Genomic DNA, 14,626 nt, shown 5'->3' on the forward strand with positions numbered 1-14,626 from the left:
TCAGAGGGTTCGAAGGGCCGCGCTCAGACGCGGCGCCATTCGGTCGACCCACCCGGTTTGTCTTCAAGGGCAATACCGGCTTCGAGCAGTTCAGCGCGAATCCGGTCTGCTTCGGCATAATTCTTCGCCTGCTTGGCGGCGACGCGCTCGGCGATCTTCGCTTCGATCTCGTGCGGCGCGAGTCCCTGCCGCGCGCCGGTGCCGGCCGCCTGCTGCAGGAAGGCGCGCGGCTCGCGCGCGAGCAGCCCGAGCACGCCGGCGAGGCCCTTCAGCTGGCGAGCCAGCGCGGCATCGCGCGTGCGGTTCACTTCGCTCGCGAGTTCGAACAGCACGGACACGGCTACCGGCGTGTTGAAGTCGTCGTTCATCGCAGACTGGAAACGCTGCGCGTTCGCCTCGTTCCAGTCAAGTTGCTGATTGTCCGGCTCGACATCCTTCAGCGCGGTGTACAGACGCGTGAGTCCTTGCTTTGCATCGTCGATGTGCACGTCGCTGTAATTCAGCGGCGAACGATAGTGTGCCCGTGCAATAAAGAAACGCACCACCTCGGCATCAAATTTTTCCAGCACTTCGCGGATCGTGAAGAAGTTGCCCAGCGACTTCGACATCTTCTCGTTGTCGATCTGCACGTAGCCGTTATGCATCCAGTAGTTCACGAAGGTCTGACCGGTCGCGCCTTCGCTCTGCGCGATCTCGTTCTCGTGATGCGGGAACTGCAGATCCTGACCGCCGCCGTGAATGTCGAAGTGCTCGCCGAGCAAGGTGCAGCCCATGGCGGAACATTCGATGTGCCAGCCCGGACGCCCGCGGCCCCACTTCGAGTCCCAGCCGGAGTCGGCGGGCTCGCCGGCCTTCGCCTGCTTCCAGAGCACGAAGTCGAGCGGATCTTCCTTCGCGTCGTTCGCGGCGACGCGCTCGCCCGCGCGCAGGTCTTCGAGCGACTTGCCGGACAGCTTGCCGTAGTCCGCGAACTTGCGCACCGCGTAGTTCACGTCGCCGTCTTTCGCCTGATAGGCGTAGCCGTTCGCGTGCAATGCATCGATCATGCCGAGCATCTGCGGGATGAAATCGGTTGCGCGCGGTTCGATATCCGGACGCTCGACGCCGAGCGCACGCGCGTCTTCGTGCATCGCCGCGATGAAACGCTGCGTGAGCGACTTGATCGGCTCGTTGTTCTCGACCGCGCGGCGGATGATCTTGTCGTCGATGTCCGTGATGTTCTGCACGAACGTGACCTTGTAGCCGAGCGTGCGCAGCCAGCGCTGCACGATGTCGAACACCACCATCACGCGCGCATGACCGATGTGACAGTAGTCGTACACCGTCATTCCGCAGACATACATCCGTACCTCGCCGGCCCGGCGCGGCGTAAAGGTTTGCTTGTCACGGGCGAGCGTGTTGTAGATGCGCAGCGAATTCATAGAAGGCAATGCGTAGACCGGAATCAACCGTGTGCCGGGCCGAAGACGCCGTGAACGATGCGTGCGGAAGCGAGAGACGCACACGCGAGCGCGAACACGACGGTCATACGACCAGGACGGAGACGGCCACGAGTGGCAAAAGAGAGTCTGGCGTCGGCGCAGGTGCGCTGCTCGCGAGAATCAACCCGGCAAAGCCAGGCGCAAGACTCGTGCGCGGGACGTGCAGACCTTTTGTTAGAATGGCTCGGAGTATAACACCGGGACTTGAGCCTATGAAATCATCGGGCGGCCGCGCGGCGGGCTTTGCAAGCCGCGTTCCGGGCCAGGCAATGCGCCTGGACGGAGAGCATGCCGCACCGGTCGCATCGACGCATGTTCCGGCCGTGCGTCGAGGCTTTCGCCGGCTCTCGGGCCGCTTTTCCGGTTTCCTTCGCTGCATCAATCATTGAATCGATTCCAAGTGACTCAACGCTCAGCGCGCACGCCTTTGCAACTCTCCCGCCGGCTCGTTCCCCGGACCTTCAGCACATTCGCCGCACGCGCAGTCGCGATCGCCGCCTTCGGCGCTGCCATGTGCTTCGGCACGTCCGGCGCCGCGTTCGCGCAAACGTCGCCCGCCACGCGCGACGACACGCCGCAGGTCGATGCCGCCATCGCGAACAAGGACTGGAACGCCGCGCTTACGCAACTCGATGCGCGCATCGCGAGCAATCCGCGCGACGTGCAGGCAAAGTTCAAGCGCGCCACCGTGCTCGCGCGCCTGAACCGCGACGACGAAGCCATCACCGCGTTCACCGAGCTTACGCAGGCGTATCCCGAACTGCCCGAGCCGTATAACAATCTCGCCGCGCTCTATGCGAAGAAAGGCCGCTATGAAGAGGCGCGCGTCGCGCTCGAAACCGCGGTCAAGGCGAACCCGGCCTATGCGCTCGCGTACGAGAATCTCGGCGATCTTTATTTGCGGCTCGCGAACGAATCGTACAAGCGCGCGCAGACGCTCGGCTCGAAGAGTCCGCTCACGAGCCAGCGAATCACGGCAATTCAGAACATCTACACGCCGCCCGTGAAGAAGCGCGCCAGCAGCGCCTCGGGCGCGACCGCCGCGACCGCGCCGCGCACGGCCGCGGACGAATGGGCGCCCGCCTCGGCCACGAACGGCACCAGCGGCACCGGCAGCACCGGCAGCACGACGTCGACCATGCCCGCGCCCGACGAATACTCGCCGTTCGGCGGCCCGAGCGGCCCGCTGCCGACGGCGCCGTACGTCGCGCCGAACGCGCGGCCCTGAGAGACCCTGAGAACAAGTGCGCGCGAACGTGCGCGCGAGGCCGTCGCCGAAGCGGCCGACTCATCGCATTCACCACACGAGGATCGATCCTTCATGAAATTCCTGATGTTGGCGCTCACGAGCGCTGCCCTGATCGCAAACGCGCCGGCGTTCGCCCAGCCCCAGGCGCAGGCCGCGCACCCCACCGTGCTCTTCAAGACCACGCAAGGCGACATCAAGGTCGAGCTGTATCCCGAGAAAGCGCCGAAGACGGTCGCGAACTTTCTGGACTACGTGAAGTCCGGTCAATACAGCGGCACGATCTTTCATCGCGTGATTCCGGGCTTCATGATCCAGGGCGGCGGCTTCAACACGAGCTTCGCCGAGAAGCCCACGCGCGCGCCGATCCCGCTCGAAAGCAAGAACGGTCTGAAGAACGCCACCGGCACCCTCGCGATGGCGCGCACGAGCGACCCGAACTCGGCCACCGCCCAGTTCTTCATCAATACGGTCGATAATGCGGGTCTCGACTACCCGAGCCCGGACGGCAATGGTTATGCCGTGTTCGGCAAGGTCGTCGCGGGCATGGATGTCGTGAAGAAGATCGAAGGAAGCCCGACCACCACGCGCGGCCCGATGCAGGACGTGCCGCAGAAGCCGACCGTCATCGAGTCGGCGAGCGTGGTCTCGCAGTAACGTCGAACAACCGGGCGGTGTCCCGTCGACGTCGCCCATCAACACACCGGAGAACATCATCATGGTCGAACTGCATACGAACCACGGCGTCATCAAGCTCGAACTGGACGCCGAGAAGGCGCCGAAAACCGTCGAGAACTTTCTGAACTATGTGAAGAAGGGTCATTACGACAACACCGTGTTTCACCGCGTGATCGACGGCTTCATGATTCAGGGCGGCGGCTTCGAGCCGGGCATGAAGCAGAAGCCGACCGACGCGCCGGTCAACAACGAAGCCAACAACGGCCTGACGAACGACAACGGCACGGTCGCGATGGCGCGCACCAACGACCCGCACTCGGCAACCGCGCAGTTCTTCATCAACGTGAAGGACAACGACTTCCTGAACCACTCGTCGCCGACGCCGCAGGGCTGGGGCTACACCGTGTTCGGCCGCGTGGTCGAGGGCATGGACGTGGTCGAGAAGATCAAGAAGGTCAAGACGGGCTCGAAGGGCTTTCACCAGGACGTGCCGGTCGACGACGTGGTGATCGAAAAGGCCGTCGTGGTCTGATCGCGGACTGCATGATCGATACGAAAACTTCTTTCGATCGCGAAGCAGCGGGTGCAGCGAAGAACGCGCGCCCGCTGTTTTTCATTTCCGACCTGCATCTCTCCGAGGCGATTCCGCGCACTGTCGCCGCGTTCGAGCATTTCATCGAAGTGACGGCGAACGAGGCGGATTCCGTCTTCATTCTCGGCGACCTGTTCGAATTCTGGATCGGCGACGACATTCTCGGCGCGCCCGACACCGACGAACGCGCACGCTTCGCACGCCGCATGGCGCGTCTCATGCACACGCTGTCCGAGCGCGGCATCGGGCTTTACGTGATGCATGGCAATCGCGATTTCCTGCTCGGCTCGCGCTTCATGAAAGATGCGGGCGCGCTGTTCCTGCCCGATCCGTTCGTCATCACCGCGTTCGGCCGGCGTATTGCGCTGGCGCACGGCGATGCGCTCTGCACCGCCGATCACGGCTATCAGCGATTTCGCGCACTCGCGCGCAACCGGTTCGCGCAGCGGCTCTTTCTGGCGCTGCCGCTCAGCACGCGTCTCGCGATCGGCCAGCGCATGCGCACGAAGAGCGAAGGCGCGCGCATGACGCACTCGCCGGTGACATCGGCGAAATACGACGTGACGAAGAAAGCCGTGTCCGCCCTCTTCGTCGGCAGCCGCACGAATACGCTGATTCATGGCCACACGCATCGTCCGGCGATGCATCGCGAAGTCGAAGGCGCGCGCTGGGTTTTGCCCGACTGGGAACTGGATATCGACCCGCCGCGCGGCGGCTATCTGCGGCTCGACGAAACCGGGCTGCGCGCGCTGCCGCTCTAAAACTCGACCGACGCCGCGCGCACGTCCACCGGCTTGCCATCCATCGACGTGCACATGCGCTTGAGATCGATGAGCGCGGCGCCATCGGCGATATCGAGCGCCTCCATGCGCGCGCCCAGCCGTTCGAGCGCGGCGACGATCTCATCGATACGCTGCGTCTGCGTCGAGGCGTGATCGATCAGCCCGTGAATCGCGAGCGACACCGGATCGTCCGCGTTCGGCGTGATGCCGTACGCGCAGAAGCCGCCGCCCGCCGGCTCGCCGGTCTTCTTCACGCCTGCCGCCGGCATGACGATGCGCGCCGGATTGCCGACCGCCGTGCCGCCCGCCGGCACCGGCTTCACGACGACCGCGTTCGAGCCGATCTTCGCGTCGGCGCCGATCGTAAAGCCGCCGAGCACTTTCGCGCCCGCACCGACAATCACGCCGCGCTCGAGCGTCGGATGGCGCTTGGCGCCACGCGTGAGCGAGGTGCCGCCGAGCGTCACGCCCTGATAAATGGTGCAGTCGTCGCCGATCTCGGCCGTCTCGCCGATCACGACGCCCATGCCGTGATCGATGAACACGCGCCGCCCGAGCGTCGCGCCCGGATGGATTTCGATGCCGGTGAGAAAGCGCGCGATCTGCGACACGAACCGCGCGAGCCAGCGCCACTGTGCGCGCCAGCATGCGTGCGCGAAACGATGCAGGACGATCGCGTGCAGACCGGGATAACAGGTGACGACTTCCCAGACGCTGCGGGCGGCGGGATCGCGCTCGCGGATGGCGGCGATGTCTTCGCGAAGTCGGTCGAACATGGCGATGTCTCGATGAAGGGGACGGGGCGCGCCGTTCCGTGCCGCCTATGCACGCATGAACACACGGCGGCTAAAGCACGGAACGCGCAAAGCTTATATCGGCTTGCGCCGTTTTTCGCCGATTGTAGGACGAGCGCGCCGAGTCTGCCCGATGCCCCCGATGCCAGCGCGGTCAGTCTTTTTTTGCGCGCAAAAGGATGTGCTTCGCGATGCCGCGCAGGATGTTTACCTCTTCGCGCTCGAGCCCCGAGCGCGCGAACAGCCGCCGCACACGCGACATCAGCTTTTTTGGATTGGCCGGATCGAGAAACTCCAGCTCGACGAGCGCGTCTTCGAGATGCGCGTACATTCCTTCGATTTCATCGCTCGACGCGCTGTTCTGCCCCGCCGTTCCGACGACGGCGAGCGGGCTCGCGGGCGCCTGAAACGCGAGCCGCAGTTCATAGGCGAGCACCTGCACGGCCTGCGCAAGATTGAGCGAGCTGTACGCGGGATTGGCCGGAATGTGCGCGAGCGCGCTGCAGCGCTCGACGTCCGCGTTCGATAACCCGGTGCGCTCGTTGCCGAACACGAGCGCGATGTCGCCGTGATGCACGAATTCGTGGGCGCGTTCGGCGAGCGCGCGCGGCGGCATTTGCGGCGGGCCGTACTCGCGCATGCGCGCGGTCAGCGCCACCGACCAGTGCACGCCGACGAGCGCATCCGCGAGCGTGTCGACGACGTGTGCGGACGCGAGCACGTCGTCGGCGCCGGAGGCCATCGCGATGGCTTCGGGCTCGTTCTTGACGTCGGGCACGCGCGGCGCGACGAGGACGAGCCGCGCGAAGCCCATTGTCTTGAGCGCGCGCGCGGCCGCGCCGACATTGCCCGGATGACTCGGCTCGACGAGAATGAAGCGCGTCGACGTGAAGCCGCCGGTGGGCGTGGAGAGATCGTTGGATTCCAAGGCGTGGTTTGTGCTGACGTGGTTCGTGCTGAAATTGGATGCCGGGGTGGATGCGCGCGAGCCAGGCATCGCCGGCATGCTCGGCATCCCCGATTAATCCGCCATGTTAACGCGCTTTGCCCGCGCGGCCCAAGCGCGAGGCTTCGCGGCGACTTTCGGGTAAAATGAGCCCCTCGCGCGCCGCGAACGGTTTTCGCAGCATTTCGAACCTTCGCGCGGACGCCTCGCTCTTATTCAATTCGTCTTTCGTCGACATAGTCGTTGTCGCCCATTTTTTCGCCTGCGCCCGTTTCACCGTGCGCCGGCGGCTCAAGGATTTCGCTCATGCATCCGATGCTCAATATCGCTGTCAAGGCCGCGCGCCGCGCCGGACAGATCATCAATCGCGCATCGCTCGATCTGGACCGCGTCCAGGTCAGCAAGAAGCAGCACAACGACTTCGTGACGGAAGTCGACAAGGCGTCCGAAGCCGCGATCATCGAGACGCTGCACACCGCCTACCCCGACCACTCGATCCTCGCCGAAGAATCCGGCGAAGACTACCGTGAATCCGAGTACCAGTGGATCATCGATCCGCTCGACGGCACGACCAACTTCATCCACGGCTTCCAGTATTACTGCGTGTCCATCGCGCTCGTGCACAAGGGCGTCGTGCAGCAGGCCGTCGTCTACGATCCGACCCGCAACGACCTTTTCACCGCCTCGCGCGGCCGCGGCGCGTATCTGAACGAGCGGCGTATTCGCGTCGGCAAGCTGGATCGTCTGTCGGATGCGCTGATCGGCACGGGCTTTCCGTTCCGCGACGGCCAGGGCCTCAACGCATACATGCGCCTCTTCAGCGAAATGACGCTCTCCTGCGCGGGCCTGCGCCGTCCGGGCGCGGCGGCGCTCGATCTCGCCAACGTCGCGGCCGGGCGGCTCGACGGTTTCTTCGAACAGGGCATCCATCCGTGGGACGTGGCGGCGGGAAGCCTCATCGTGACGGAAGCGGGCGGCCTTGTCGGCAACTACACCGGCGAATCCGACTTCCTGTTCCAGAACGAGATCGTCGCCGCGAATCCGAAGGTGTATGCGCAGATGGTCAAGGTTCTCGACATGTACTCGCGCACGCGCCTGACCGGCGAATAAGCCGCATCGCGCGGTATTCACGGGGCGCGCTTCGGCGCGCCTCGTGCGTTTGACGTACGCCGCACCGAATCTGCACCGATCGCGAGGCTCCGATACAGTGCAATCTTTTGCCCGCGCGACCGCGGGCGAAACGCGCTCCCTTCCGCGCCGATTCGCAGTCTGCCGGCGCCCCGCGCCACCGCTCGGGCTCCCCATGAAAAAAGGCTTCTATACGATCATCGCCGCGCAGTTCGTGTCGTCGCTCGCCGACAACGCGCTCCTGATCGCCGCGATCGCCATGCTCGCCGTCGTCCATTCGGCGCCGTGGGTCACGCCGCTGCTGCAAATCTTCTTCACGATTTCCTATGTCGTGCTCGCGCCCTTCGTCGGCGCATTCGCCGATGCGATCCAGAAGCGCCACGTCATGTTCACGTCGAACGCGCTCAAGGCCGCCGGCTGCGCGATGATGATCGCCGGCGCCCATCCGATGATCGCGTACGGCGTGGTCGGCCTCGGCGCTGCCGCCTATTCACCGGCAAAATACGGCATCCTCACCGAGCTTTTGCCGCCGCAAAAGCTGATCGCGGCGAACGCGTGGCTCGAATCGGCGACCGTCGGCTCGACGATTCTCGGCACTGTCATCGGCGGCGCGCTCGTGAGCCAGGTCGTCGGACAATGGGTCGCGCAGGCGCATCTTCCGTTCGTGAACACCGCCGCGCACGCCGCCCTCTTCGCCGTGATGCTCATTTATGCATCGGCGGCGCTCATCAACGTGTTCATTCCCGATACCGGCGCGCGCTATCCGAATTTGCTGACCGAGCCGACGAAGCTCGTGCACGATTTCTCGCACTGCTTCAAGGTGCTCTGGAAAGACAAGCTCGCGCAGATCGCGCTGTGGGTCACGACGCTCCTCTGGGGCGCGGCCGTCACGTTGCAACTGCTCGTGCTCAAATGGGCCGACGCGAATCTCGGCCTGTCGCTGTCGAAGGCGGCGGTCTTGCAGGGTGTGACGGGCATCGGCATCGCGCTGGGCGCGGCGGCGGCGTCCGCGTGGATCGTGCTGCGCCAGTCGCTCAAGGTGCTGCCGGTCGGCGTGCTGATCGGCGCGGTGTCGGTGGCAATGGCGTTCTACAACAAAGACCTGTTCCCGGATGGCGCGGGCGTGCAGATCGGTCCGCTGTTCGCGCCCGCGTACATCCTGATGGCCTATCCGCTAATGATCATACTGGGCGGGCTGTCGGGCTTTTTCATCGTGCCGATGAACGCGATTCTGCAGCATCGCGGCGCGACGCTGCTTTCCGCCGGACATTCCATCGCGGTGCAGAACTTCAACCAGAATCTGGCCGTTCTGGCGATGCTCGGCGCCTACGCACTGCTTCTGACGACGAAGGTGCCGGTTCAATGGATCATCGTCATATTCGGCGTATTCGTGTGCCTGATGATGGCGCTCGCGATGCGCCGCCACGCGCAAAACGAGCGTGAGGCCGATCTCGGCGCGCTGGTCGAGGAATGATCCTTGCTCGACGGTGTATTCTGGGTTCATGCCCCGGCGCCGGCGCGCGGGTTGCAAGGGAGAAAACGCCGGCAGCGGGGCGCGGGCCGCGTCGCGGCTTAGGCCGTGCGGCGGCGGTTCGCCGGGTCACGAAGTGGCGCGGTGGAGAACCCGGCGTCATTTATTCCTCGGCAACGTCAAAAAGGAGCAAGGAAATGGGATTGTTCACACGTTCGACGCTCGACAGCAAAATCAATGGCGCAGCCAATATCGGCGAGCGCGCGGTGCGCGGTGCGAGCGACGCGGTCGATTCGGCCAGCGGCCAGTTGCGCAGTCTGCTGGACGATCTGGAAAGCTCGATCCACAACGCGAAGGATATCGATGCCGACAAGCTGCGCAAGGAGTTGCAATCGAAGCTCAAGACCGCGCGTTCACAGTTGAACGGCGCGGGCGGCGCGTTGTCCGGCAAGCTCGGCGACGCCGCCGGTTATGCCGATGATTTCGTGCACGACAAGCCGTGGCACACGCTCGGCGCGGTGGCGGGCCTTGCGCTTCTGGTGGGGTTTCTCGCCGCGCGCGCGTAACGCTTTCTTCTGATCTTCTTCCGATGTCGGAACTGGCCGCCGGATGACGGACGTTTGCTCGTCCGTTTATTCCGGCGGCTTGCTTCTTATTGACGCTCAAGCGCCCGAGGCGCTCGGGCCGTCCCGCGCCGCACTCGTGCGAATCGTCCTATCCCATTCGACCGAGTCCGCCCGCGGCGCATGACAGGTTAAACTCATGCCCTATCGGTATCGGCTGATTCGCGGCTGGCGCACGTCGCGCCCGGCCGTTGAGTCACGCCGGCTCTCACAGCACGCAAGATGGGCACTCACACGGCAACTCCCGACACATCCAGCGACACCGCCGCGCCGCTCGCGGACCTGTCGCATCACACGCCGATGATGCAGCAGTACCTCCGCATCAAAGCGGAGCATCCCGGCACGCTCGTCTTCTATCGGATGGGCGATTTCTACGAGCTCTTCTTCGACGACGCCGAGAAGGCCGCGCGTCTGCTCGATCTCACGCTCACGCAGCGCGGCGCTTCGGGCGGCAATCCGATCCGCATGGCGGGCGTGCCGCATCACGCGTGCGAGCAATACCTCGCCAAGCTCGTGAAGCTCGGTGAATCGGTGGCGATCTGCGAACAGATCGGCGATCCGGCGACATCGAAAGGACCGGTCGAGCGCAAAGTGGTGCGCGTCGTCACGCCGGGCACGCTCACCGACGCCGCCCTGCTCTCCGACAAAACCGACGTCTATCTGCTCGCGCTCTGCCCCGCGCACAACCGGCGCGGCGTGGTGACGAGCGTCGGCCTCGCGTGGCTCAACCTCGCGAGCGGCGCATTGCGGCTCGCGGAAGTCGCGCCCGCGCAAGTAAGCGCGGCGCTGGAACGCATCCGTCCGGCTGAGACGCTCGTCGCCGATTCCATTGCAGATTTGCAGTCGTCGCTCGGCTTGACCGCGCCGGGCGCCACCACGCGCGTGCCCGCGTGGCACTTCGACGTCGGTTCGGGCACGCAGCGTCTGCGCGAGCAACTCGATGTCGCGAGCCTCGACGGCTTCGGCGCGCAGATGCTCACATGCGCTTGCGGCGCGGCCGGCGCGCTGCTGCTCTACGCCGCCGCGACGCAAGGCCAGCAACTTCGCCACGTGCGCAGCCTGAAGGTCGAATACGAATCGGAATACATCGGGCTCGATCCCGCCACGCGGCGCAATCTCGAACTCACCGAAACGCTGCGCGGCACCGAATCGCCGACGCTGTTTTCACTGCTCGACACCTGCTGCACGACCATGGGCAGCCGCTTGCTGCGTCACTGGCTGCATCATCCACCGCGCGATGCGTCGGTGGCGCAAGGCCGTCAGCAGGCGATCGGCGCGCTGCTTGAGGCGCCTTCGGCCAGCGGCCTCGACACACTGCGCGCCGCATTGCGCCGGGTGTCGGATATCGAGCGCATCACGGGGCGTCTTGCGCTGCTGTCGGCGCGGCCACGCGATCTGTCGAGCCTGCGCGACACCTTCGCCACGCTGCCCGACTTGCGCGCGCTCGTCGCCGGCGTGTCCGAGCATGCGTCGGCGCTGGCACGCGTCGCCGCTGCGCTCGAACCGCCGCACGAATGTCTCGACTTGCTGAAGAGCGCCATCGCGCCCGAGCCCGCCGCGCTGATTCGCGACGGCGGCGTGATTGCGCGCGGCTACGATCCCGACCTCGACGAACTGCGCGATATTTCGGAGAACTGCGATCAGTTCCTGATCGATCTCGAAGCGCGCGAGCGCACCCGCACGGGCATTGCGAATTTGCGCGTCGAGTACAACAAGGTGCATGGCTTTTATATCGAAGTCACGCGCGGCCAGACCGACAAGGTGCCGGACGACTATCGCCGCCGCCAGACGCTCAAGAACGCCGAACGCTACATCACGCCGGAACTGAAGGCGTTCGAGGACAAGGCGCTTTCCGCGCAGGAACGCGCGCTCGCCCGCGAACGCGCGCTCTACGACACGCTGTTGCAGAACCTGCTGCCCTTCATCGCGGATTGCCAGCGCGTCGCAAGCGCGCTCGCGGAACTCGACCTTCTGTGCGCCTTCGCCGAACGCGCCCGCGCGCTCGACTGGGTCGCGCCGGAGTTCGCCGCGGATGCGGGCATCGATATCGAACAGGGACGGCATCCCGTGGTCGAGGCACAGGTCGAACAGTTCATCGCCAACGACTGTTGTCTGAGTCAGGAACGCAAGCTTCTGCTCATCACCGGCCCCAACATGGGCGGCAAGTCGACCTTCATGCGCCAGACCGCGTTGATCGCGCTGATGGCCTATGTCGGCAGCTATGTGCCCGCGAAACGCGCACGCTTCGGCGCGCTCGATCGCATTTTCACGCGCATCGGCGCGGCCGACGATCTCGCGGGCGGACGCTCGACCTTCATGGTGGAGATGACGGAAGCCGCCGCAATTCTCAACGACGCGAGCGCGTCGAGCCTCGTGCTGATGGACGAAATCGGGCGCGGCACGTCGACCTTCGACGGCCTCGCACTGGCATGGGCCATCGCGCGGCATCTGCTCACGCATAACGCCTGCTACACACTCTTCGCGACGCATTACTTCGAGCTCACGCAATTGCCCGCCGAGTTCGCGCAGGCGGCGAACGTGCATCTGTCGGCGGTCGAGCACGATCACGGCATCGTCTTCCTGCACGCGGTGAGCGAAGGCCCTGCGAATCAGAGCTACGGTCTGCAGGTCGCGCAACTGGCGGGCGTGCCGTCCGCGGTGATCCGCGCGGCGCGCAAGCATCTCGTGCATCTGGAGCAGCAGTCGATCGGGCAGCCCACGCCGCAGTTCGATCTGTTCGCAAGCCAGCCGTATGCGCCGTACGAAGACGACGACAACACCGCCGACGAAGCCAGGAATAACGCGGCCGAAGCACCCGAGCATCCGGTGCTGAACAAGCTGCGCGCGCTCGATCCGAACGACCTGCGTCCGCGCGACGCTCTCGAACTTCTCTTCGAACTGCATGAACTGGCGAGCGATCCGCCGGATGCCTCGCATTGAGCGTGCTGTCGCCGTGTGCACGTCGGGCGTGTCGCGCCTGACGGGCGCGGCCACGATGTTCGCCGCGCTGCTGTGCGGCGCGGTAGCGCACGCGCACGCAGAGAGCCCGGCGCCGCTCGGCTTCGCGGTAATCGCGGACGCGCTCACCCGTTCCGCCGACGAAGCACCGGTGCGCCGCATGCTCGATGCCATCGCGCGCGAGGGCAATGTCGCGTTCATCGTCTATGACGGAAACATCAAGGGCGGCAGCGAGGCATGTCGCGACGGCATTTATCAATCGCGGCGCGACTTGCTGGACACGTCGCGCACGCCGCTCGTGCTGCTGCTCGGCCAGCACGACTGGGCCGATTGCGCTCAGGCACACACGGGCGCATACGATCCGGTCGAGCGGCTCGATTTCGTCCGCCAGTTGTTCTTCGCCGATGCAAGCGCGCTCGGACAAACGCCGCTCACACTGTCGCGCGAAAGCGATGTCGCGCGTTTTCGCAACTTCCGCGAGATCGTGCGGTGGCAGGCGCAGGGTATCGCGTTCATCGGGCTGAACGCGCCGAGCCCGAACAATCATTATCTGACCGCGGGCGGGCGCAATGGCGAGTTCGAGGATCGCGCTGTTGCGACCACGTTCTGGCTCGAACATGCGGCAGAATCCGCGCGGCGTACGGACATGCGCGCGCTCGTCATCCTGCTTCAGGGCGATCCGGATTTCTCGCGTTACGAGCGACGCGAACGCTTTGCATGGCTGCGCTTCTCGCGCTCGAATCAGCCGCGTGACGGCTTTCTCGAACTCAAGCGCAGCCTCGTGAAGGCGGCGGAGGCGTTCCGTGGGCCGGTCATCGTGATTCACGGCACCGAGGCGCAGGAGCCGAACGGCTTTCATATCGATCAACCATTGCGCAATGACAAAGGCCTGATCGTCACGAATCTCACGCGCGTCGCGATTGCGTTTGCGAAGCCGCAATCGCAATGGCTCGAAGTACAGAGCGATGCGCAATGGCATCCGCCGTTTCGGCTGCGCGTGCGTAACGTACGCGATGTGCGCGATGTGCGCGCGGGCGAAACGATCGCGCCCGCGTCCGAGGCGCCTGCGATGCCCTATCCGTCTTCGATGCCGTCGTCGATACCGTCTTCGTCGCCCTCTGCCCCGCCGTCGGCGATGCCTCGCAACGACCTGCCCGAGTCGCTGCCGGCGCCGCCCACGATGCCGTTGCCGGCCTCCGATCTTCCGCCGCTTCTCACGCCGCGCGAGTCCCGTCCGCCGATCCTTCCGGTGCCGGCCTCGGGCGTGCAGAACGGCAGCAGCGGCACCGGCGGCAGCGGGCAATAAAAAGCGCAGCCGAAGCTGCGCTTTTCAAACTTCCATGTATCTGCGCCGCGCGCTCAATGCAGCGTAGGACCTGAGTCCTTGCGCGGCTCGCCGTCGTCTTCGTCGTCATCTTCGTCGACCACTTGCAGGCCGTCCGCGCCGTGCGCGTGCTGATGCTCGATCTCGTCTTCGGTCGCCGTGCGTACTTCCTGCACCGACAGCGCGAAGCGCAGCGCCATGCCCGCGAGCGGATGATTGCCGTCGAGCACGACCTTGTCTTCCGCGACGTCCGTCACCGTATAGATGAGGGAATCGAGTTCGTCGTCGGCATCTTCCGGCGTGCCTTCGAACTGCATGCCGACTTCCAGCGGCTCCGGAAAGCGGCTGCGCTCTTCGATCTTCACGAGCTCGGGATCGTACTCGCCGAACGCGTCCTGCGGCTCGAGCTGAATGGACGTTTCAAAGCCGGGTTCGCGGCCGTCCAGCGCTTCCTCGATCTTGGGGAACGTGCCATCATAGCCGCCGTGCAGATAGACCATCGGCTCGTCGCTTTCCTCGATCAGATTGCCTTGCGCATCCGATAGCTTGTACGCGACCGAAACGACAGTGCCTTTCGCAATTTTCATTGGATCCTCCAAGATA

Annotated in this window: 13 protein-coding genes; 9 read left to right on the forward strand and 4 right to left on the reverse strand. The window is 65.0% G+C overall.

Translation table 11 applies throughout. The annotated features are described in order from the left end of the window. Window positions 1–23: 23 nt before the first annotated feature. A complete protein-coding gene (cysS, locus tag BRPE64_RS08600; RefSeq protein WP_044041409.1) occupies window positions 24–1,421 on the reverse strand; it encodes a cysteine--tRNA ligase in 1,398 nt (465 codons plus the stop codon). Window positions 1,422–1,908: 487 nt separating this feature from the next. Here cysS and BRPE64_RS08605 point away from each other — a divergent pair, with 487 nt between their 5' ends. From BRPE64_RS08605 to BRPE64_RS08620, 4 genes are all read left to right on the forward strand, one after another. After that, window positions 1,909–2,709 (forward strand): tetratricopeptide repeat protein, encoded by an 801-nt coding sequence (locus tag BRPE64_RS08605; protein WP_051180325.1) that lies wholly within the window; start codon window positions 1,909–1,911, stop codon window positions 2,707–2,709. A gap of 93 nt (window positions 2,710–2,802) precedes the next feature. Then, the gene (locus BRPE64_RS08610; RefSeq protein ID WP_016345693.1) at window positions 2,803–3,384 is read left to right on the forward strand and encodes a peptidylprolyl isomerase; all 582 of its coding nucleotides are present in this window, start codon (window positions 2,803–2,805) and stop codon (window positions 3,382–3,384) included. A gap of 61 nt (window positions 3,385–3,445) precedes the next feature. Then, on the forward strand, window positions 3,446–3,937 hold the full coding sequence (locus BRPE64_RS08615; RefSeq protein WP_016345694.1) for a peptidylprolyl isomerase: 492 nt from the start codon (window positions 3,446–3,448) through the stop codon (window positions 3,935–3,937). Between the two features lie 11 nt (window positions 3,938–3,948). Next, window positions 3,949–4,758 (forward strand): UDP-2,3-diacylglucosamine diphosphatase, encoded by an 810-nt coding sequence (locus tag BRPE64_RS08620; RefSeq protein ID WP_016345695.1) that lies wholly within the window; start codon window positions 3,949–3,951, stop codon window positions 4,756–4,758. On the opposite strand, the gene cysE is transcribed toward BRPE64_RS08620, so the two are convergent. Next, window positions 4,755–5,555 (reverse strand): serine O-acetyltransferase, encoded by an 801-nt coding sequence (cysE, locus tag BRPE64_RS08625; protein WP_016345696.1) that lies wholly within the window; start codon window positions 5,553–5,555, stop codon window positions 4,755–4,757. The two genes, BRPE64_RS08620 and cysE, sit on opposite strands and share 4 nt — an antisense overlap. A gap of 172 nt (window positions 5,556–5,727) precedes the next feature. Then, complete coding sequence (locus BRPE64_RS08630) at window positions 5,728–6,501, reverse strand: RNA methyltransferase (RefSeq protein ID WP_016345697.1); 774 nt, start codon at window positions 6,499–6,501, stop codon at window positions 5,728–5,730. A gap of 324 nt (window positions 6,502–6,825) precedes the next feature. On the opposite strand from BRPE64_RS08630, the gene BRPE64_RS08635 reads away from it, so the two are divergent. From BRPE64_RS08635 to BRPE64_RS08655, 5 genes are all read left to right on the forward strand, one after another. Beyond that, a complete protein-coding gene (locus BRPE64_RS08635; protein WP_016345700.1) occupies window positions 6,826–7,629 on the forward strand; it encodes an inositol monophosphatase family protein in 804 nt (267 codons plus the stop codon). A gap of 193 nt (window positions 7,630–7,822) precedes the next feature. Next, on the forward strand, window positions 7,823–9,121 hold the full coding sequence (gene lplT / locus BRPE64_RS08640; RefSeq protein ID WP_016345701.1) for a lysophospholipid transporter LplT: 1,299 nt from the start codon (window positions 7,823–7,825) through the stop codon (window positions 9,119–9,121). A 194-nt stretch (window positions 9,122–9,315) separates the two neighbouring features. After that, on the forward strand, window positions 9,316–9,684 hold the full coding sequence (locus BRPE64_RS08645) for a DUF883 family protein (RefSeq protein ID WP_016345702.1): 369 nt from the start codon (window positions 9,316–9,318) through the stop codon (window positions 9,682–9,684). Window positions 9,685–10,041: 357 nt separating this feature from the next. Then, window positions 10,042–12,681, forward strand: coding sequence for a DNA mismatch repair protein MutS (gene mutS, locus BRPE64_RS08650; RefSeq protein ID WP_144063388.1), 2,640 nt, complete (start codon window positions 10,042–10,044; stop codon window positions 12,679–12,681). Next, window positions 12,668–14,005, forward strand: a complete 1,338-nt coding sequence (locus BRPE64_RS08655; RefSeq protein ID WP_044041412.1) for a hypothetical protein — start codon at window positions 12,668–12,670, stop codon at window positions 14,003–14,005. The genes mutS and BRPE64_RS08655 overlap by 14 nt, the downstream gene beginning before the upstream one ends. 53 nt (window positions 14,006–14,058) lie before the next feature. On the opposite strand, the gene BRPE64_RS08660 is transcribed toward BRPE64_RS08655, so the two are convergent. After that, the gene (locus tag BRPE64_RS08660; RefSeq protein WP_016345705.1) at window positions 14,059–14,610 is read right to left on the reverse strand and encodes an FKBP-type peptidyl-prolyl cis-trans isomerase; all 552 of its coding nucleotides are present in this window, start codon (window positions 14,608–14,610) and stop codon (window positions 14,059–14,061) included. Between the last annotated feature and the right edge of the window lie 16 nt (window positions 14,611–14,626).

The sequence above is a fragment of the Caballeronia insecticola genome (assembly GCF_000402035.1).
In the GTDB taxonomy this organism is placed as follows: domain Bacteria; phylum Pseudomonadota; class Gammaproteobacteria; order Burkholderiales; family Burkholderiaceae; genus Caballeronia; species Caballeronia insecticola.